Genomic DNA, 18,793 nt, shown 5'->3' with positions numbered 1-18,793 from the left:
TGCGCTCGCCGCCGCCGCGGTCCGCATCGATGCCTGGATCGACCCGCCGTCCTATACGCGCATGCCGCCGATCCTGATCGATTTCGCGAGGCTCGCCAGCCCGAGCTTCAACGTGCCCGAGAAATCGACCGTGGTGGTCCGCATCGCCGGGCGCAGCGGCATGGAGGTCGCGACCACCGGCCGGCTCGATGCCGTGCCGGTCGAGGGCAAGTCCGGCGATCCGAAGCCGGCCGAGGCCAGTGCGGCACCGGCGAACACGGTCGCCGTCATGGAGAAGCGCTATCTCCTCGCCGGCGACGGCACCCTGCGCATCACCGGCTCGGGCGCGCCGGCGCAGACGCTGAGCCTGCATGCGATCGTCGACCGGAAGCCGGAGATCGCCTTCGCCGAGCCGCCCAAGCCGGTCAGCGGCGTGCAGGGCGGGCTCGGCATCAGTTACCGCGCCAAGGACGATTACGGCGTCGCCTCGGCCGAGGTGCTCGTCACGCGTGTCGCTCCGGCCTCCGGCGGGCGTTCGCTGGTCGAGGCACCGAAGCACGTGCTGCCGGTACCGTCCTCCGGCACGGGCGAGGAGGAGATGAAGAGCACGGTCGACTTCTCGGCCCATCCCTGGGCCGGCGCCAAGGTCAATATGAGCCTGCTGGCGCGGGACGAGACCGGGCAGGAGGGGCGCAGCGAGATCGTCGAGGTGACGCTGCCGCAGCGGACCTTCACCAAGCCGCTGGCCAAGGCGCTGGTCGAGCAGCGCCGCAAGCTGGTGATGGACGTCGACAACCGCAGGAAGGTGCAGCTCGCGCTCGACGCGCTGATGATCGAGCCCGACCGCTTCATGAAGGAGACCGGGGTCTATCTCGGCATGCGCATGATCGGCGAGCGCCTGCGGCGGGCCGCCAGCGACGATCAGCTGCGCGATGCCGCCGAGATGATGTGGGCGCTGGCGCTCCAGCTCGAGGACGGCGATCTCTCGGATGCCGAGCGGGCCTTGCGGGCCGCGCAGGAGAACCTGCAGCAGGCGCTCGAGCGGGGCGCCACCGAGGAGGAGATCAGGAAGCTCACCGAGGATCTGCGCCGCGCGATGGATCAGTTCATGCGCGAGCTCGCCCAGCAATGGCAGCGCCAGCAGCAGAATGGCGAGCAGAACCAGGCGCAGCTGCCGGAGAATTACCGCACGGTGACGCCGCGCGACCTGCAGAACCTGCTCAACCGGATCGAGGAGCTGACCAAGCGCGGCGACATGGCCGAGGCGCAGCGCCTGATGGAGGAGCTCAACAACATCCTGAACAATCTCAAGACGGCGCGCCCCGGCCAGCAGGACCCGCGCCAGCGCGAGATGGGCCAGGCGCTCGGCGACCTCGACCGGATGACGCGCGAACAGCAGCAATTGCGCGACGAGACCTATCAGCAGGACCAGCAGCGCCAGAACCGGGCCCAGCAGGGCCGGCGGCCGGGCCAGCAGCAGGCGCGCCCCGGCCAGGGTCAGCGCCAGCAAGGGCAGCAGGGCCAGCGCGGTCAGCGCGGCCAGCAACCCGGGCAGCAGCCCGGCGAGAACGGCGAAGGCGAGGATGGCCAGAACGCCGAGGGCGGGCAGGGCCAGGGTCAGGGCTTGTCGCAGCGCCAGCAGGCACTGCGCGAGCGGCTGCAGGAGCTGCAGCGGCGCATGCGCGGCATGGGCGCCGATCCGGGGGAGCTCGGCGAGGCCGAGGACGCGATGCGCGAGGCCGAGCGCCAGCTCGGCCAGGGCCAGGACAGCGATGCGGTCGACGCGCAGGGGCGGGCGCTCGACGCCCTGCGCAAGGGCGGCCAGAATCTCGCCCAGCAGATGCAGGGCGAGCCCGGCGAGGGCGAGGGCAACGAGAACGCCTATGGCGAGCCGGATGGCCGCCCTCCCGGCAGGCCGTCGGCGCAGCAGCGCGACAACAACGATCCGCTCGGCCGGCCGCAGCGCCAGCGCGACTGGGGCGATGGACGGGTGCGCGTGCCCGGCGCCGACGAGAGCGCGACGCAGCGGGCGCGGCGCATTCTCGAGGAGCTGCGCCGGCGCCTCGGCGACCCGCTGCGCCCCGCCGAGGAGCTCGATTATCTCGAGCGCCTGTTGCGGCGGAACTGACCGCTGCCCCTCTCCCCTTGCGGGGGAAGGGGAATGACGGCGCCGGTCAGCCTGCCCGGCTGCCCGAGACGACCACGAGCGCCGCGATGAAGCGGTCGAGATCGACTTCCGTTAGATAGGGGGCCGGCGAGATGCGGATGGTGTTACCCCTGGCGACACCGCCGCGGCGCACCGTCATCACCTTGTGCTGGTCGCGCAGGGCGGCGACGACGGCGTTGCAGTCGGCGGCGGAGCGCTTGCCGCTCAGCGCGAAGGAGGTGATGCCGGCGACCATCTCCGGATCGTCGGGCGTCTGGATTTCCACGCCCTTCAGTTCGCGCGCCCTGGCGACCCAGTAGTTGCGGAGATGGCGGTAGCGCGCCTCCTTGGCCTGCGGCCCGATCTCCTGATGCAGGGCGAGCGCGGCAGGTACGGCGAGCTGGGCGGCGAAATTCGGCGTGCCGGTGTGGATGCGTGAGCGGATGTCGTCCGCCTTGAAATCCTCGTCTCCGTAATGGGTGTCGATATCGGCGAGGCGCTCGCGCGCGATGTAAATCAGGCCGACGCCGAGCGGCGCGCCGATCCATTTGTGCAGGTTGAAGCCGATGAAGTCGACGCCGAGATCCCTGGCCTTGAAGTCGACCTGGCCCCAGCTATGGGCGGCGTCGAGAATGACGTCGACGCCGCGCGCTCTCGCCATGGCGGCGAGCTCCCTGACCGGCAGCATCAGCCCAGTGCGATGGCTGACATGGGTGAGCAGCAGCAGCTTCGTCTTCGGGTTGGCGGTGAGCGCGGCCTCGTAGCTCGCGAGCACATTGGCCTTGGTGGCCGGCTCCGGGATGTCGAATTTCGCGACCTCGACCCCGCGCCGGCCCTTCAGCCAGTTCATCGCGTATTGCATCGAATCATAGTCGAGATCGGCATAGAGCACGCCGTCTCCGGGCTTCAGCCGGTTGTAGCCGGCGATCAGCGTCTGCAGCGCCTCAGTCGCGCCGCGGGTCAGCGCGATCTCCTCGCGCGTCACGCCGAGGAAGGCGGCGAGCGGCGTGCGGACCTCGTCGAGGTCCTTGCCGATCCGGGAGCGGGCGTAGACCGTGTTCTCGAAGTTCACGAAGTCGGTCAGACGCTTGTATTCAGCCTTCACCGGCTCGGCCATGATGCCCCAGTAGCCGTTCTCGAGATTCACCATGCCCGGCGTGACGCTGTAGAGCCGCCGAACCGCGTCCCAATAGCCGGCGTCGGTGGCGACGCTGCTCGTTGGGACCGGCGGGAGCGAGCGGGCGAGGGCCGGCGCGGCGAGCGCGGCCGTGCCGAGCGCTGCGAGCAGCGCGCGGCGGCTGAGGGCGGTGTGATCGGTCATGGCGGGTTCCCGGTGGGCGCTGGTCCTAGAGCCCGTTCCGATGCCTGCACCGGCAAGCTGATCGGTAAAACGGTCTCTAAGCTAAAGGTGCGAGACGGATCCGGCTCTAGCGCCGGGCTGTTTCAGGGCCGTGACGGAGGCTCCGACGGATTCATCCCCGCGCCGCGAAACCGGTGCATAGTTGCGCAAGACCGCAGCAGGAGCGCGCCGCCATGTCGATGCAGGGATCGCCAGCCGAGGAAACCATGCCGGAGGAGGCGCAGATCCCGCGGGCGCCGGATCTCGCCGTCACCGTCGGGCGCCTCGCCCAGCTCGCGCCGACGGGCAAGGCCGAGATCATGAACGACATCGCCCTGCATTTCGGCCGGCTCGCGGCCGCGGCGGAGGTGACGACCCCGTTGCGGGTCTGCCATTTCCTGGCCCAGGCCGCACACGAGACCGACCGCTTCCGCACGCTGGAGGAGCGGGGCGGGCCGGCCCAATTCGCCCGCTATGAGGGCCGCGAGGACCTCGGCAACACCGAACCCGGGGACGGGGCGCGCTATCACGGGCGCGGGATCTTCCAGCTCACCGGGCGCGCCAACTACCGGCGCATGAGCCGGCTGGTGAACGTCGACCTCGAAGGACGGCCGGAGCTCGCGCTCGATCCGCGCGTCTCGATCCAGATCGCCTTCGCCTATTGGCGCGACCGCAAGATCAACGCCGCGGCCGACCGCGACGACACGGCCCGCGTCACCCAGCTGATCAATGGCGGCGCAGGCGGCCTCGCCGCCCGCCGGCAATTGCTGACGACGGCGAAGGGAATCTGGTTCTGAGAGCCGGCCCCCTCGGCGCCGTCGCCGTCCGGGCTCGCCGCGCCGTACCCGCCTGGAACGAGCGGGCCGCGGCTCAGCGATGCCCGGCCTTCAGCGCCTGATCGAGATCGCCATAGAGATCGTCGACATCCTCGATGCCGGTCGATAGCCGCAGCAGGTCGGGCGGGCAGGGCGAGCCGGCCCCCTCGATCGAGGCGCGATGCTCGATCAGGCTCTCGACGCCGCCCAGAGAGGTGGCGCGCTTGTACAGTTCGACATGCGCGGCCGACTTGATCGCCGCCGTCTCGCCGCCGATCACCTGGACCGAGAGCATGAAGCCGAAGCCGCCTTCCATCTGGCGCGCCGCGATGTCGTGGCCCGGGTGCTGCGGCAGGCCCGGATAGAGCACGCGCGAGACCAGCGGATGGGCCGAGAGCTTCGTCGCCAGCGCCAGGGCCGAGGCCGATTGCCGCTCCTGCCGGAGATGGAGCGTGCGCATGCCGCGCATCAGGAGATAGGCCTCGAACGGGCCGAGGATGGCGCCCTGCATCTTGCGCACCGTCTTGACGCGAGCCCAGAACGCGTCGTCCTCGCGGGCACAGAGCGCGCCGGCGATCACGTCGGAATGGCCGTTCAGCACCTTGGTGGCGGCATGCATGACGATGTCGGCGCCGAGCGTCAGCGGGCGCGTATGGACCGGCGAGGCGCAGGTCGAGTCGACCGCGAGCTTGGCGCCGGCGGCATGGGCGATCTCGGCCGCGGCGGCGATGTCGGTGATGGTCCAGAGCGGGTTGGACGGCGTTTCGACCCAGACCAGCCTGGTGACGCCGGGCTTCATCGCGGCCTTCAGCCTGGCGAGATCGTCGGTCTCGACGAAGTCGATCTTCAGCCCCCAGCGCGTCGCTTCGGTCAGCAGCCAGGAGCGCAGCGCCCAGTACATCACCTTGGAGGCGACGACGTGATCGCCGGGCGAGAGCGCCTGGAACACGGCGGTCGCGGCGGCCATTCCCGAGCCGAACAGCAGCGCTCCGGCCTCGGCCTCCTCGAGCATGGCGAGCACGGCCTGCGCCTCATGGACCGTCTCGTTGTCCGGCCGGCCGTAGACGAAGCCCGAGGAATAGGCGTTGTCCTCGTCGCGGACATAAGTCGTGGCGACGTGGATCGGCGGCACCACCGCCTTGGTCAGAGGGTCGATCTTGCCCAGTGCCTGGGCGGCGAGCGAGCGGGGATGCAGCGGGCGCTTGGTCATGGCGATCCAGTTTCTACTATGAGAGACAATTCATCTCACCCGTTCCGCTGCAGCGCAAGAGAGACGCCTTGCCGGGAGCACAGGGACACCCCATGCTCGCCGCATGACCCTGTCAACGGAAGCCGATCGTCAGCCGGGCCTATGGCTGGCCGCACTTCTCGCCATCCTGCCCGTGGTCGCGGCGTCGCTCATCGGCAGTGCCGTGACCGTACCCCAGATCCCGGGCTGGTACGCGGCCCTCGCCAAGCCGCCCTTCAATCCGCCGAACTGGCTGTTCGCGCCCGTCTGGACGACGCTGTTCGCATTGATGGCGCTGGCGGCCTTCCGCATCTGGCGCCGGCCGGCCGGGACGGCGGGCAGAGCGCGGGCGCTGCTCGCCCATCACCTCCAGCTCGCGCTCAACGTGCTCTGGTCCTGCGTCTTCTTCGGGCTGAACAGCCCGACCGGGGGGCTCGTCGTGATCGCGCTGCTGCTGGCGACGATCGCCTGGACGATGCGGTGCTTTGCCGGACTGGGCGACAGGCTGTCCGCAGCTCTCTTCGCCCCCTATCTCGCCTGGGTGGGGTTCGCGGGCCTGCTCAACGCCTCGATCTGGTGGCTGAACCGCTGATCAGCCGATCGAGCGCTCGATCACGCGCAGCACCGTCTCGCGCAGCTCGGCGATCGTGAAAGGCTTGGTCATCACCTCCGCGACGATCGTCTCGAGGCTCTTGGCGCGCTCGCGCTGCTCGGCATAGCCGGTCATCAGCATGATGGTGAGATCGGGGAACTGTTGCTTGGCGGCGAGCGCCAGTGCGATGCCGTCCATCAGCGGCATGCGGATATCGGTGAGCAGCAGGTCGAAATGCCCCTGCTCGGCCATCAGGATATCGAGTGCCTCGGCGCCGTCGCCGGCGGTCAGGCAGTCGTGCCCGTCCATGGCGAGGCCGCGCGCGACCAGCGAGCGCAGGCTTTCCTCGTCGTCGACCACGAGAATGCGCGACATCGCTCAGATCCCCGGAAGGCCGGCCTGATCGGCCGTCTCGATGACGCCGACATAGGGCAACTGGCGATAGGAATGCGCGACGTCCATGCCGTAGCCGACGACGAAATAGTCCGGGCATTCGAAGCCGACATAGTCCGCCTGGATGTTGACGGCGCGCTTGCCGGGCTTCTCCAGCAGCACGGCGGTGGAGACGCGGGCGGCGCCGCGCGCGGCGAGCAGGTCCTTGGCGAAGGCGAGCGTGCGGCCGGATTCGAGGATGTCGTCGACCAGGAGCACATGCCGGCCTCGGACATCGCTCTGGACGTCCCGCAGGATCTCGACCTGGCCCGAGGACACGGTGGCGGCGCGGTAGCTCGACAGATGGACGAACTCGACCTGCGGGGCCATGCCGGCGCGGTGCATGGCCCGGATCAGATCGGCGACGAACATGAAGCTGCCCTTCAGCACCGCGACGACGAGCAGGTCCTCACCCGCGCCTGCGGCAATCTCGGCGGCCATTTCGGCGTTGCGCGCGGCGATCGCCGCCTCGTCGTAGAGAACGCGGATACGCTGGGGCTGGGGCATCGACGACCGTTCCTTTCGGCGCGGGCCAGGGCCCGCGCAGCCCCGTGATCGCGGGCTAAACCATTCAGGGCCAGTCATAGCGTCCATATGCGGACAATTGAAGCGGGCGGGCTGACGCGTGCAGGAAATCAGGTGTGGGAAATCAGTCGAGGCTGGCGAGGCCGCCGGGGGTGCCCGCGCCGAAGCGCAGCTGGATCGAGCGCCCGTTCTCGGGCGGCGAGGCGAGGCGGGCGCGGAAATGCATGAGCTCGGCCGGCTGGAGCGTCGGGCGCGGCGGCTCCGTCGTCCAGCTGTAGAGCACCTTGCCGTCCTCGCTCCGCACCGTCACGGTGATCGGCGGCACCTTGGCGACGCCCCTGGTGATGTTGGTGACGTCGCCCGAGACCACCAGGAAGCGTCCCTGCGGGTCCTGGACGAGGTCGCTCTCCACGGCGCTGAAGGCGAGGCCGCGGACATTCACGGGCAGGCCGATCCTGGCATAGAGATCGGCGAACTGGGGTATCACCCTGACGACGCGCTCGCGCTGCCAGAGGCCGAGCCCGAGCGCGGCGAAACCGGCGACGACGAGCAGGCCGGCCGCCGCCGAGGGCAGCCCCGCGACCGGATTGCCGACATCGGTCCAGCTCCGCCGGCGCCGGGCCGGCGCGGCCGGTGGCGCCTCCGGCTGCGCGGGGCCGGCCCGCTCGGCTGCGAGCGCCGAGATGTCGGCGTCGATCTCTGCCGCCCGGCGCAATTCCTCTTCCAGCTCGGCGGCGGTCTGCTCCGGGCTGGGTGCGGAGGGAAGCTCCGGGCCCGCGGCAGCGAGGTCGGATTCCAGGATGTCGCCGGGCGGCGGCGCCTCGATCTGCCAGGTCGTCTGGCAACTGGCGCAGCGCACCTTGCGGCCGCCGGTCCCGATCTTGGCTTCGGCGATCTCGTATCGGCTGGCGCAGTTGGGGCAGACGATCAGCATGGCCTGACAGCGGTCGCTCCGCGCGGCATCGGCGCGATTTCGGTGCGGAGCCTGATCCTCTCGCCGTCTCCGGCAAGCCGAAGCGGGGGCGGCGCACGGCTCCGGCTCCCATAGGGTGGATTTATGGTTAATGTCGCGTAAAGCCGAGGCGGCCCGGCTGAGGAAAACGCCTCGACGCCTCCCGCGGGGGCCTGGTCTCGGTGTAGGATCGCGCCGGATCGGCGCCTGTCCGGCACGATTCGCAAGGCGAGCGAGAGGAGCGGCGTTGGTTCGGTTCGAGAATGTCGGGTTGCGGTACGGGATGGGGCCGGAGGTGCTGAAGGACATCAACTTCGGCATCGCGCCGCGCTCGTTCCAATACCTGACCGGGCCGTCCGGCGCCGGCAAGACCACGCTGATCCGGCTGATCCTGATGGCGCTGAAGCCGACGCGCGGCCTGGTCAACCTGTTCGGGCAGGACGTCTCGCGCCTCGATGCCGCCACGCTCACCGATTTTCGTCGGCGCATGGGCGTCGTCTTCCAGGACTTCCGGCTGCTCGACCATCTCACCGTCTACGAGAACGTCGCGCTTCCCTTGCGGGTGATCGGCAAGGAGGAGGCGAGCTATCGGGCCGAGGTGGTCGAGCTGCTGCGCTGGGTGGGGCTGGGCGAGCGCATGCATGCCGTGCCGGCGGTGCTGTCCGGCGGCGAGAAGCAGCGCGCCGCGATCGCGCGTGCCCTGATCAGCCGGCCGCAATTGCTGCTCGCCGACGAGCCGACCGGCAATGTCGATCCGGGCCTCGGGCGGCGCCTGCTGCGGCTGTTCATGGAATTGCAGTCGCTGGGGACGGCGGTGGTGATCGCGACCCACGACATCGCCCTGATGGAGCTCTACGACGCGCCGCGCCTCGTGCTGGCGGACGGACATCTGCATGTCGATGCCTGATCTCGTCGAATCGGAAGAGGCCGAGGAGGAGCGGGCGCGCGGCGGGCCGCGCCTGCCCGCGAGCCTGCGCCGCGACCAGCCTCTGGTCCCGGTCGATTCGGTCGCCGGGCGTGCCCTCGTCGTGGTCATCGCCATCCTGACCTTCCTGGCGGCGCTGAGCGCCGGGGCGGCGCTGCTCGCCGCCCGCGCCTCGGAGCAATGGCGCGGCGCGGTCGCCAACGAGATGACGATCCAGATCAGGCCGGATCCGCGCCGAAATATCGAGCAGGACATCGCCCGCGCGGTCGAACTCGCCCGGGCCGTGCCGAGCGTTTCCGACGTGCGGCCGATGCCGCGTGCCGAATCGGACAAGCTGCTCGAGCCCTGGCTCGGCGCCGGGCTCGACCTCGTCGAATTGCCGGTGCCGCGGCTGATCGTGCTGCGGCTGTCCTCGACCGTCGCCACCGATCTCGTCGCCTTCGGCCAGACGCTGCGGCGCGAGGTGCCGAGCGCGACGCTCGACGATCACCGGCTCTGGGTGCGCCGGCTCTCGACCATGGCGAGCACGATCATCCTGGCCGGCGTCGCGGTCGTGCTGCTCGTGCTGGTCGCGGCCGGGCTCGCTGTCGCTTTCGCGACGCGCGGCGCCATGGCCGGCAGCCGCGATTCTGTCGAGGTGCTGCATTTCGTCGGCGCGACCGACGAGTTCATCGCGCGCGAGTTCCAGACGCGCTTCGTCGCGCTCGGCCTGCGTGGCGGTGCGGCGGGCGGGCTCGCGGCGATCATGGCGATCGCCCTGCTCGGCTTCCTGTCCTCGGCCTGGAGCGCGACGCCGGAAGCCGACCAGCTGCAGGCGCTGTTCGGCGCCTTCGAGATCGGCTGGTCGGGCTATGCGGTGGTGATCCTGGTGGCGGCGGTGGTCGCGGCGATCGCAGGACTCGTCTCGCGCCTGACGGTACGGCATTATCTGCGGGCAATGGGCTGAATCGCTTCACGGCGAAGTTGTGGGCGTGCCGTCATTGTGCCCGATTGGGCGGTTAGTGACCCAACCTCATGGTGCTGCTTGGAACCCGGCAAGGTCATCTTCCCTGCGTTGAGGACAGCCCGGCTGACCTGCGACCGATGACGGTGGACGCCTCCCCGCGGCGCCGCTTGCTGCGCCGCTTCCTGCTCTGGTCGGGCTGCGCCGGCGCGCTCCTGCTCGCCGCCGGATATGTCCGTTTCGCCACCGGCCTGTCGGTGACCGAGGTCGGCGCGCCCCCGGCGACGGATGCGATCGTCGTGGTCACCGGCGGCGCGCAACGGATCGGCGACGCGGTCAGCCTGCTCAACGCCGATCGCGGAAGGCGTCTCCTGATCAGCGGCGTCAATGAAAGGACGAGCCGCGAGGAGCTGGCCAAGCTCAACCCGACGGCGCGCGAGGCGCTGGCCTGTTGCGTCGACCTCGACTATCGCGCCCGCAACACCATCGGAAACGCCATCGAGGCCCGGCGCTGGGTGCAGCGGCACGGCTTCCGCTCGCTGCTGGTGGTGACGTCGAACTATCACATGCCGCGCACGCTGCTCGAATTCGGCCATGCGATGCCGGGCGTGCGCTTCGTGCCGCATCCGGTCGTGACCGACCAGGTCGACGTCGCCGGCTGGTGGCGGGACTGGCACACGATCCGGCTGCTGACGCCGGAATACCTCAAATACCTGGTCGCGGCCGTCCGCAGCACATTCGAGACCGATCCCGAGACCTCACGGCTGTCGGTGATCATCGGCGGCCGCAAGCCGGTCTCGCCGAAGCCGGGCGACCTGATCGGACCCGAGCACGACAAGCGCTCGCGGGCCGCGGCCCAGGGGCGCGGTGCCTGACTTTCCGGCGGGCTCTTGACGCGCCCCGGCCGCCGGGGTTCTTGCGGGCCATGTTGCTGATCCGCTCGCTCCTGTTCAACGTCGCCTTCTATCTCAATCTCGCGCTGTGGCTGGTCGCGGCGATGGTGACGCTCGTCCTGCCGCACCGATTCCTGCTGATGGTCGCGCAGGGCTGGGCGTGGAGCTCGCTCTGGCTGATGAAGGTGATCGTCGGCACGCGCTACGAGATCGAGGGCGTCGAGAACATCCCGCCCGGCGGCATCATCATGGCGGCCAAGCACCAATCGGCCTGGGAGACCTTCGCGCTGGTGACGGTGTTCCGCAACCCCGTCTACATCCTCAAGCGCGAGCTGACCTGGCTGCCCTTCTTCGGCTGGTGCCTGCTCAAGCTGAGGATGATCCCGGTCGATCGCGGCGCGCGCAGCCGGGCGCTGCAGGCGGTGACGCGGCGCGCCAGGGTCGAGCTCGGCCAGAACGGCCGGCAGCTGATGATCTTCCCCGAGGGCACGCGCCGCCCGGCTGGCGCCGAGCCGGCCTACAAATACGGCGTCGCCCACCTCTATGCCGAGCTCGGCGTGCCCTGCGTCCCCGTCGCGCTCAATGCCGGGCTGTACTGGCCGCGCCGTAGCCTGATCAAGCGGCCGGGCACGATCCGCGTCGAGATCCTGCCGCCGATCGCGCCGGGCATGGACAAGATGGCGTTCCACGCGCTGCTGCAGGACCAGATCGAGACGGCGAGCAACCGGCTGCTGGCGGAAGGCCTCGCCGAACTCGCCCGGCTCGGTGTGTCGCCTCCTGTCAGCATACGGCAGGAGGCGCAGCCCAGCGCCTGATCGCCCTTGACAAGGGCGGGCACTGTTCCGATTTTGTTCTGGAACAAAGGAGGAACGACATGGCTGCTCTCGCCCGAGCCCGCGTCCCGTTCGATCGCACCAGGACCGCCGATGCGATGCCGCGCCAACTCAATCTGCTGGAGGCGATCCAGCCCGCCGCGGCAGAGCATCCCGCTGCATCGGCCGCCGAAGAGGCGGAACGGGGGCAGGTGCGCGAGATGCCGCTGCGGGCCACCGCCCGTCTCGCGGAGCGCCGTTTCACCGCCTGGCGCGGTCGTTCCGGGCGCCGCTATGTCGCCTCAGTCTTCGCCGTCCAGGACGGTCATGCCCTCGGTTTCAGCGATGCCGTGCTGCTCGCGGTCTCGCCCGAGCGCAGGATCGTGGCGGCGCGCGACAGCGGTCCCTTCGGCATCGACGCGGCGCTGACCCGCTGGCGCGACGCGGTCGCCATGGCCGGCGCCTGCGAGATCCACGTCCACCTCCTCGCCGAGGACGGGGCGGGACGGCGTAGCGCCCTGCTCGATCTGATGCCGGAGGCGTGAGGTCACCGGAATCGGGCCGTCATTCCGGGACTTCGCGGAGCGAAGGGTCCGGAACCCATGAACACGACACTCTTCGTCGTTGCGAAGAGCGCAAGCGACGAGGCAATCCAGAGGGGCGTCGAGCTCTGCGGCTCTTGGATTGCTTCGCTGCGCTCGCAATGACGGCGTTTCGTCCGGCGCCGTCGTGTTCATAGGTTCCGGGCTCAGGCCTTCGGCCTGACCCGGAATGACGGGTGGCTCCGATGTGAGCGTTCAAAGCGCCGCCAGGCGGTCGGCCCTGTCGAGCTCGGCGACGAGATGCGCCAGCAGAGGGTCGTGGATGCCCATCTCGTGCAGATGCTCGTGGGTGCGCCGGACATAGTCCGGATTCTCGCCGGAGACGCCCTTGCCCTGGCGCACCAGAGCGAGCACGGCGGCTTCCGGAAGGCGGCCGGCATACTGGCCGTGGCTGCGATCGGCGACATAGGTCAGCGCGCTGAGGCGCCGGCCGTCGTCGAGCCGCAAGGCGAGCCGGCGCTCGAGATAGACGGCCGTCGCCTGCTCGCGGGCGCGCAGATAGTCGATGGTTTCCTCGGCCTGCCCGGCGGCGACGCGGAAGGCGACGCCGCGGCAGATGCCGCCGCGATCGAGGCCGAGCACAAGGCCCGGCACCTCCGGCGTGCCGCGATGGACATGCGAATAGATGCAGAGCGCGCGGTGGAAGCCGTGCAGGCGCGCGCCGACGCGCTCGACGAAGGCAAAGCCGGGACGCCAGATCAGCGAACCGTAGCCGAACACCCAGAGATCTTCCGGCGGAAGCGACGCCGTCATCCGATCCTCACAATTTAGCCCGCTTGCCTCGCCAGAGAGGCTCTCGCCATCCGCAGGCGGACCATCTCCGCCGGTGCTGGCGCGTTGCGGCCCCGGTCGCTATCAACCCATCGAGATTTTCGCAATGGAGCGCCCGCGCATGCCCGACGCCACCCCCACGCGCCGGCACGGCCGCGTCTGGCTCTACGCGCCCTTCGCCTTGCTGGCGCTGCTCGCGGCCGGCTGGTCCGGCATCTGGGGCTTCGCGCGCAGCAAGGTCGACCAGGAGCTCGACGCCGGCATCGCCCGCGAGGCGCGGGCCGGGCGCAACTGGACCTGCCGGGAGCGCAGCGTCGGCGGCTACCCGTTCCGGATCGAGGTGCGCTGCGCCAGCCTGACGCTGACCTCCTCCCGCTGGGGTGACGAGGTCAAGGTCGATGCGGGCCCGGCGGTCGCGGTCGCGCAGGTCTGGACGCCGGGCCATATCATCCTGCAGATGACCGGGCCGATGCTGGCGAACCTGCCGCAGGGGCGCAAGGCGGCGCTCGACTGGAAGGAATTCGCGGCCAGCCTGCGTCTGAGCGGACTCGCCTTCGAACGCTTCTCGCTCGTGCTGGACGAGCCGGTGCTGACCGTGACAGAACCCGGACAGGCAGCTGCCGAGACCTGGCGAGCTTCTGCGGCCGAAGCGCATCTGCGGCCCAATCCGCAGCGCTTCGCCAGCGACGGGACGGTGGACCTCGCCGTCAACGCCAGGGGCGGCGTATTGCCGGCCCTGGAAGCGCTGATCGGCAACGGCCAGGCGGCCGATCTCGACCTGCAGGCGAGCCTGTCGGGTGCGCCCGCCTTTCGGCGCGGTTTCAATCCCGATGCGCTCGAAGCCTGGCGCACGGCCGGGGGCGGGCTGGAGGTGGCCAGGCTCGCCGTCGTCAAGGGGCCGACGCGGCTGGAGGCGACCGGCCGGATCGCGCTCGACGAGACGCACCGGCCGAGCGGGCGGATCGATGCGGCGGTCGCCGGGATCGACCGCATCGCCGGCGTCAAGGTCGGTGGGCTGACGGCGGGCCTCGGCGCCCTGTTCGGCGGTCGCGCCGGGGACGGCGCCCAAGGCAATGCGGCGGCAGGGCTCGCGCCGCTGCCGCCGATCGTCCTGCGCGAGGGCAGGGTATTCCTCGGGCCGCTCAGGCTTCCCCTGCAGCCGCTGCTGCCGCTGTATTGAACATCCAAGCGCCTCGGTCGTTCCGGACAGGCCGCGGCCTAAGCCTGGAACCCGGGCTCGCCGCTTGGCGGCGCCCCGGAAAGGCAGGAGTGGCTCAGGCTGCGGGCAGGGCCGCCCGCGGCGCCTCGATCTTCACCAGCGCCTTCTTGACCGCGTCCTGAACCTTCTCGAAGGCCCGGACCTCGATCTGGCGGACGCGCTCGCGCGAGACGCCGAACTCCTCGGAGAGCTCCTCCAGGGTGATCGGGTCCTCGGCGAGGCGGCGCGCCTCGAAAATGCGGCGCTCGCGCTCGTTGAGCACGCCCAGCGCCTCGCGCAGCGCCTGGTGGCGGTTGTCGCTCTCCTCGGAGGCGGCGAGACGGTTCTCCTGGCTGTCGCTGTCGTCGACCAGCCAGTCCTGCCATTCGCCCTCGCCATCCTCGCGCAGCGGGGTGTTCAGCGAGGCGTCGCCGCCGAGGCGGCGGTTCATGTCGATCACGTCCTGCTCGGCGACGCCGAGCTTGGTCGCGATGCTCTTGACCTGGTCGGGCTTGAGATCGCCCTCGCCGAGCGCCGAGATGCGGCTCTTCGCCTTGCGCAGGTTGAAGAACAGCTTCTTCTGGTTGGCGGTGGTGCCCATCTTCACCAGCGACCAGGAGCGCAGGATGTATTCTTGGATCGAGGCCTTGATCCACCACATCGCATAGGTCGCGAGCCTGAAGCCCTTGTCGGGCTCGAAGCGCTTGACCGCCTGCATCAGGCCGACATTGCCTTCCGACACGACCTCGCCCATCGGCAGGCCGTAGCCGCGATAGCCCATGGCGATCTTGGCGACGAGGCGCAGATGCGAGGTCACGAGCTTATGGGCCGCATCGCGGTCGCCATGCTCGCGCCAGCGTTTCGCCAGCATGAATTCCTCGTTCGGCTCCAGCATCGGGAACCGACGGATCTCGTCCAGATAACGTGAAAGTCCGCCCTCCGCGGACATGACGGGCAACGACGCAGTCGCCATGCTCGTACTCCTTTCCAGCTCCCGCTTTGCGGCGAGCCAACCACCCGATGTTCCATCGGGCAGGATCGTCCGGTGCTGTGCGCTGACGACGACCTTCGCCCTGTCGCCCGCTGCGAGCACCCTAGCGGCGCCCCTTTAGCCATCCGCTTTCGCAGCGCAGTATAGACGATGCGAGGGTGGCGGAAAGTGGGCCGCGCAGCAAAAGTCCGTCACAGGATCGAGAGCTCTGCTTGCAAACGTGCAAAGTCGGCAGGCGGTTCCGACTCGAAGCGCAATTCCTCGCCGGTGAGCGGATGCTCGAAGCCGAGCAGGCGCGCATGCAGCGCCTGACGGCCGAGAGCGGCGAGCGCGGCGCGGGCCTTGTCGGGCAGACGGCTCGCCTTGGTCATGAATCCGGAGCCGTAGAGCTGGTCGCCGAGCAGCGGGTGGCCGATATGGCTCATATGGACGCGGATCTGGTGGGTGCGGCCGGTTTCGAGCCGGCACTCGACCAGGCTCGCCAGGGCCTCGGCCTCCTCATGGCCGCGCAGCAGAGGCGGGTAGCGCTCGATCAGCTCGATATGGGTGATGGCCTCGCGGCCGCGCCCCTCGCCGACCACCATCATCTTCTCGCGATTGCGATTCGAGCGCTCGATCGGGGCGTCGATCGTGCCGGTCTGCCGGCGCGGTGCGCCCCAGACCAGGGCGAGATAAGCGCGTTCGAGAGGCCCGGTGCGGCCATGGTCGGCGAACTGCTTGGCGAGGCCGCGATGGGCCCTGTCGTTCTTGGCGACGACGAGCAGCCCGCTGGTGTCCTTGTCGAGCCTGTGGACGATGCCGGGCCGGCGCACGCCGCCGATGCCGGAGAGGCTCGCCCCGCAATGGGCGATCAGCGCGTTGACCAGCGTCCCGTCCTCATGGCCGCCGGCGGGGTGGACGACGAGCCCGGCGGGCTTGTCGATCACGATCAGGTGCTCATCCTCGAAGACCACGGCGAGCGGGATGTCCTGGCCGACAGGCGCCGCGGGCCTGGCCTCGGGCATGACGAGGCAGAGCCGCTGGCCGGCCGCGACCTTGCGGCTCGGATCGGCGACCATCGCCCCGTCGATGCTGACGCCGCCCTCCTTGATCACCTGCTGCAGGCGGGCGCGCGAGACCTCGCCGCCGAGCAGGGCGAGCGCCTTGTCGAGGCGAAGGCCGGCCTGCTCGGGCGTGATGACGAGTTCGGTGGCGGGCTGCGCGGTGGACGTTTCGGGCGTGGTCATGCGCCGTCTATAGGCGGCCGGAAGGCAAAGATCACGCGTCATGCTCGGGCTCGCCCCGAACATGGCAGCCCGGAAGGCACAAGCGCGCGCCTTCTCGGCATGAGATTGCCGGCTCCTCGCTGCGCCTCGGCCGAGAATGACGCGCGCTGTCGCGTCAGCTGAAGATCCGAAACCGCCCCTTCGTCTCCCCCGGCGCCTGCTGCTCCGGGCCGGGGTCGTCGGGGGCGTGCGCGACCGGAAAGACGACCGGCGCCGGCTTGGCCTGCTGCGAAGCCGGCTTCGTCGTCACCGGCGCGATCTCGGCGACGGCCTCGGATGGCGCAGGAGCGGGCGCGACGGCCGGCTCTGGTCTGGTCTCCGGTTTGGCCTCGGCTGCGGCTTCCGGCTGCGCGGGTTCGCTCGGCGCGGACGGAGCGAGTCCGGCCGCGGCGGGCGCCGCCTGGGCCTCGACGATCTCGGCCTTGCCTTCGAGCAGCGGGGCCGAGGGCTGGTCGAGATCGGCGAGGACGTCGTCGTCGAGATGCGCGCCCTGGCTGCCGAGCGTCGCCGGCGGCACGGTCCAGACGAAGGCGTCGAGCCGGCCCGAGATCGGCGAGACCGGCAGCCATTGGTCGGAGACGAGGCCGTCGGCGACCCAGGCGGCGTCGCGCGGCGCGCGGGTGGCGCGGGCCAGCCATTCGCGCACGCGGCCCGTGGCGCCGTGCTCGGCCTCCTCGAGCTCGGCCATCAGCAGGCAGGCGCGCACCGAGGCGCCGCCGGCGAGCAGCGGCTTCAGGGTGGCGCGGGCGCGGGCGAAGTCCTGCGCGTGGATGGCGGCTCCGGCGAGGGCGAGCACGCCCTCGGGATCGGCGGGCCGGAGCTTCGCCAGCGTCTCGGCGCGGGCGAGCCGGTCGCGGGCGCTGTCGCCGGGGCGGACATCGAGATAGGCGCTGGCGATGTCGGGATGCGAGACCTGCTTCCAGGCCGCTTCCAGCAGCCGCGCCGCCTTCTTGATGTCGCCGCGCTCCGAGAGCATCCGGCCGGCCAGGGCCGCCGCGGGGGTGAGGCCCGGCGCGAGCTTGACCGCTTCGAGGGCGGCGGCGAGCGCCTTCTCGGGCTCGCGATCCTTGGCCTCGAGGGCTTCGGCCGCGAGCAGGACGGCGCGCTGGCGCTTGGCCTCGCCCTTGTCGGCGAGGCGCAGGGCGGCACGGCGCTCGACGGCGGTGCGGGCGGCCTGCCAGTCGCCGGCGGCGGTGTGGAAGTCGAGCAGGGCGTCGTTGGCCCAGGCGAGCGAGGGCGAGCGGCGCACCGCGTCGTCGGCGAAGGCGCGGGCGGCGGCCATGTCGCCGCGCCGGCGCGCCTCGACGAAGAGACCGCGCAGGCCGAGCACGCGGGTCTCGGGCTTGTCGAGCATCGCCTTGAAGGCCGCCTCCGCCTGACCGCGATCGCCGGAGAGCTGGGCCGACTGCGCTTCGAGCAGCAGAGTCAGCGGTTCGCCGGCGGCGAATTTGCGGGCATCGGTGGCGTAGCGCCCGGCGGCGACGGGGTCGCCCGCGCCGATCGCGACCATGCCGCGCGAGATCGCCTCGAAGCCGCGCGCCCGGCGCCGCGCCCGCGAGGCGAAGCCGAAGGCGGAGGGCAGGCCGAAGACGAAGCGCAGCACGGCCCAGGCGACGAGCGCGAGGAAGGCGAGCATGACGACGCCGATCGCGGCGATCGCGACGCTGGTCTCGATCCGGTAGCCCTGCCAGAGAATCGAGACCTCGCCCGGGCGGTCGGCGAGCCAGACGGCACCGGCGGCGAGCAGGGCGATGACAAAGAGATAGACCAGTACGCGAACCATCGGATCTATCCCCTCAGCCTGCCGTGCCCAGCGCCGCGACCGCGTCCTGCGCGATGCGGTCTATCGTCGATTCCGCAGCCGCTCGCTGCTTCAGCGCCGTGCCGAAGGCTTCGCTGCCGCGCCGCGCCGGCTCGGGCAGCTGCGTCCAGAGCTCGGCCGCCCTGACGACGTCGCCCTGGGCGAGCGCTGCCTCCAGCCGGATCGGCAGGGTCGCAGGATCGCTGGAGCCGGATTCGCCGACCGGGCGGATGGTGACGATGCGGCTCGCCAGGCCGAGCAGCTTGTCTTCCCAGCTGTTGGCGGCCGGCGCGGTCTCGCGCACGAACAGGGCGTGATGGCTCTTGAACTGCGCCAGCAGCCTGTCGCGCGTCGGCGCCCCGGCGCCGGCGACGGCGGCGAGCGCAGCCCGCTGCTCGGCCGGGATGTCGCCGAGCGCGGCGAGGTCGGACTGGAAGGGGCGGCCGGAGCCGATCGCGTCGCGGATCCGTTCGGCGAGGACGACGCGCGCCGCGGCGAGCGCCTGCCTGCTCGGCTGGGCGGCGCTCCTGGCAGCGGCCTCGACGCCGGCGAGACGCTGGCCCAGCGCGGTGGCCGCGTCGCGG

General features: G+C 70.6%; 18 protein-coding genes and 1 pseudogene. 9 read left to right on the top strand and 10 right to left on the bottom strand.

Translation table 11 applies throughout. The annotated features are described in order from the left end of the window. Positions 1-2,107: TIGR02302 family protein (locus tag CS1GBM4_RS13030; RefSeq protein WP_186419159.1), on the top strand; the 2,107-nt coding region annotated here is incomplete at its 5' end. A 46-nt stretch (positions 2,108-2,153) separates the two neighbouring features. Here the strand turns inward: CS1GBM4_RS13030 and CS1GBM4_RS13025 are convergent. Continuing rightward, complete coding sequence (locus CS1GBM4_RS13025) at positions 2,154-3,446, bottom strand: aminotransferase class V-fold PLP-dependent enzyme (RefSeq protein WP_186419158.1); 1,293 nt, start codon at positions 3,444-3,446, stop codon at positions 2,154-2,156. Between the two features lie 212 nt (positions 3,447-3,658). Here CS1GBM4_RS13025 and CS1GBM4_RS13020 point away from each other — a divergent pair, with 212 nt between their 5' ends. Further along, positions 3,659-4,261 carry a glycoside hydrolase family 19 protein gene (locus CS1GBM4_RS13020; RefSeq protein WP_186419157.1) on the top strand — a complete coding sequence of 201 codons (603 nt, stop codon included), beginning with the start codon at positions 3,659-3,661 and terminating at the stop codon, positions 4,259-4,261. A gap of 73 nt (positions 4,262-4,334) precedes the next feature. On the opposite strand, the gene CS1GBM4_RS13015 is transcribed toward CS1GBM4_RS13020, so the two are convergent. After that, positions 4,335-5,489 carry an aminotransferase class V-fold PLP-dependent enzyme gene (locus CS1GBM4_RS13015; protein WP_186419156.1) on the bottom strand — a complete coding sequence of 385 codons (1,155 nt, stop codon included), beginning with the start codon at positions 5,487-5,489 and terminating at the stop codon, positions 4,335-4,337. Between the two features lie 103 nt (positions 5,490-5,592). On the opposite strand from CS1GBM4_RS13015, the gene CS1GBM4_RS13010 reads away from it, so the two are divergent. After that, positions 5,593-6,099: a TspO/MBR family protein gene (locus CS1GBM4_RS13010; protein WP_186419155.1), complete on the top strand. Its 507-nt coding sequence runs from the start codon at positions 5,593-5,595 to the stop codon at positions 6,097-6,099. On the opposite strand, the gene CS1GBM4_RS13005 is transcribed toward CS1GBM4_RS13010, so the two are convergent. The 3 genes from CS1GBM4_RS13005 to CS1GBM4_RS12995 form a co-directional block, all read right to left on the bottom strand. After that, a complete protein-coding gene (locus CS1GBM4_RS13005) occupies positions 6,100-6,474 on the bottom strand; it encodes a response regulator (RefSeq protein ID WP_129159700.1) in 375 nt (124 codons plus the stop codon). 3 nt (positions 6,475-6,477) lie between these two features. After that, positions 6,478-7,038, bottom strand: a complete 561-nt coding sequence (gene hpt, locus CS1GBM4_RS13000) for a hypoxanthine phosphoribosyltransferase (RefSeq protein ID WP_186419154.1) — start codon at positions 7,036-7,038, stop codon at positions 6,478-6,480. A 142-nt stretch (positions 7,039-7,180) separates the two neighbouring features. After that, complete coding sequence (locus CS1GBM4_RS12995) at positions 7,181-7,990, bottom strand: zinc-ribbon domain-containing protein (protein ID WP_186419153.1); 810 nt, start codon at positions 7,988-7,990, stop codon at positions 7,181-7,183. 265 nt (positions 7,991-8,255) lie between these two features. Here CS1GBM4_RS12995 and ftsE point away from each other — a divergent pair, with 265 nt between their 5' ends. From ftsE to CS1GBM4_RS12970, 5 genes are all read left to right on the top strand, one after another. Then, entirely contained in the window at positions 8,256-8,915 is a 660-nt protein-coding gene (ftsE, locus tag CS1GBM4_RS12990) for a cell division ATP-binding protein FtsE (RefSeq protein ID WP_280177715.1), read from the top strand. Next, positions 8,902-9,879, top strand: a complete 978-nt coding sequence (locus tag CS1GBM4_RS12985; protein WP_348522325.1) for an ABC transporter permease — start codon at positions 8,902-8,904, stop codon at positions 9,877-9,879. The genes ftsE and CS1GBM4_RS12985 overlap by 14 nt, the downstream gene beginning before the upstream one ends. 137 nt (positions 9,880-10,016) lie before the next feature. Beyond that, the gene (locus CS1GBM4_RS12980) at positions 10,017-10,751 is read left to right on the top strand and encodes a YdcF family protein (RefSeq protein WP_186419151.1); all 735 of its coding nucleotides are present in this window, start codon (positions 10,017-10,019) and stop codon (positions 10,749-10,751) included. 50 nt (positions 10,752-10,801) lie between these two features. Next, a complete protein-coding gene (locus tag CS1GBM4_RS12975; protein WP_186419150.1) occupies positions 10,802-11,584 on the top strand; it encodes a lysophospholipid acyltransferase family protein in 783 nt (260 codons plus the stop codon). Between the two features lie 59 nt (positions 11,585-11,643). Then, positions 11,644-12,126, top strand: coding sequence for a hypothetical protein (locus CS1GBM4_RS12970; RefSeq protein WP_186419149.1), 483 nt, complete (start codon positions 11,644-11,646; stop codon positions 12,124-12,126). A 252-nt stretch (positions 12,127-12,378) separates the two neighbouring features. Here the strand turns inward: CS1GBM4_RS12970 and CS1GBM4_RS12965 are convergent, their stop codons facing one another. Then, on the bottom strand, positions 12,379-12,936 hold the full coding sequence (locus tag CS1GBM4_RS12965; RefSeq protein WP_186419148.1) for a gamma-glutamylcyclotransferase: 558 nt from the start codon (positions 12,934-12,936) through the stop codon (positions 12,379-12,381). A gap of 139 nt (positions 12,937-13,075) precedes the next feature. Here CS1GBM4_RS12965 and CS1GBM4_RS12960 point away from each other — a divergent pair, with 139 nt between their 5' ends. After that, complete coding sequence (locus tag CS1GBM4_RS12960; protein ID WP_186419147.1) at positions 13,076-14,134, top strand: DUF2125 domain-containing protein; 1,059 nt, start codon at positions 13,076-13,078, stop codon at positions 14,132-14,134. A gap of 94 nt (positions 14,135-14,228) precedes the next feature. Here the strand turns inward: CS1GBM4_RS12960 and rpoH are convergent, their stop codons facing one another. From rpoH to CS1GBM4_RS12940, 4 genes and pseudogenes are all read right to left on the bottom strand, one after another. Continuing rightward, on the bottom strand, positions 14,229-15,125 hold the full coding sequence (rpoH, locus tag CS1GBM4_RS12955; protein WP_186419146.1) for an RNA polymerase sigma factor RpoH: 897 nt from the start codon (positions 15,123-15,125) through the stop codon (positions 14,229-14,231). 209 nt (positions 15,126-15,334) lie between these two features. Further along, positions 15,335-16,369: an RluA family pseudouridine synthase gene (locus tag CS1GBM4_RS12950; protein WP_186419145.1), complete on the bottom strand. Its 1,035-nt coding sequence runs from the start codon at positions 16,367-16,369 to the stop codon at positions 15,335-15,337. Positions 16,370-16,523: 154 nt separating this feature from the next. After that, the gene (locus CS1GBM4_RS24765) at positions 16,524-18,191 is read right to left on the bottom strand and encodes a heme biosynthesis HemY N-terminal domain-containing protein (protein ID WP_186419144.1); all 1,668 of its coding nucleotides are present in this window, start codon (positions 18,189-18,191) and stop codon (positions 16,524-16,526) included. A gap of 13 nt (positions 18,192-18,204) precedes the next feature. Continuing rightward, positions 18,205-18,793, bottom strand: a pseudogene (locus CS1GBM4_RS12940) (hypothetical protein); the annotation flags it as partial.

It is taken from the genome of Allobosea sp. CS1GBMeth4 (assembly GCF_900185715.1).
In the GTDB taxonomy this organism is placed as follows: Bacteria; Pseudomonadota; Alphaproteobacteria; order Rhizobiales; family Beijerinckiaceae; genus Allobosea.
Note: the sequence above shows the minus strand (reverse complement) of the source record. Positions and strands in the feature narration are given on the sequence as shown.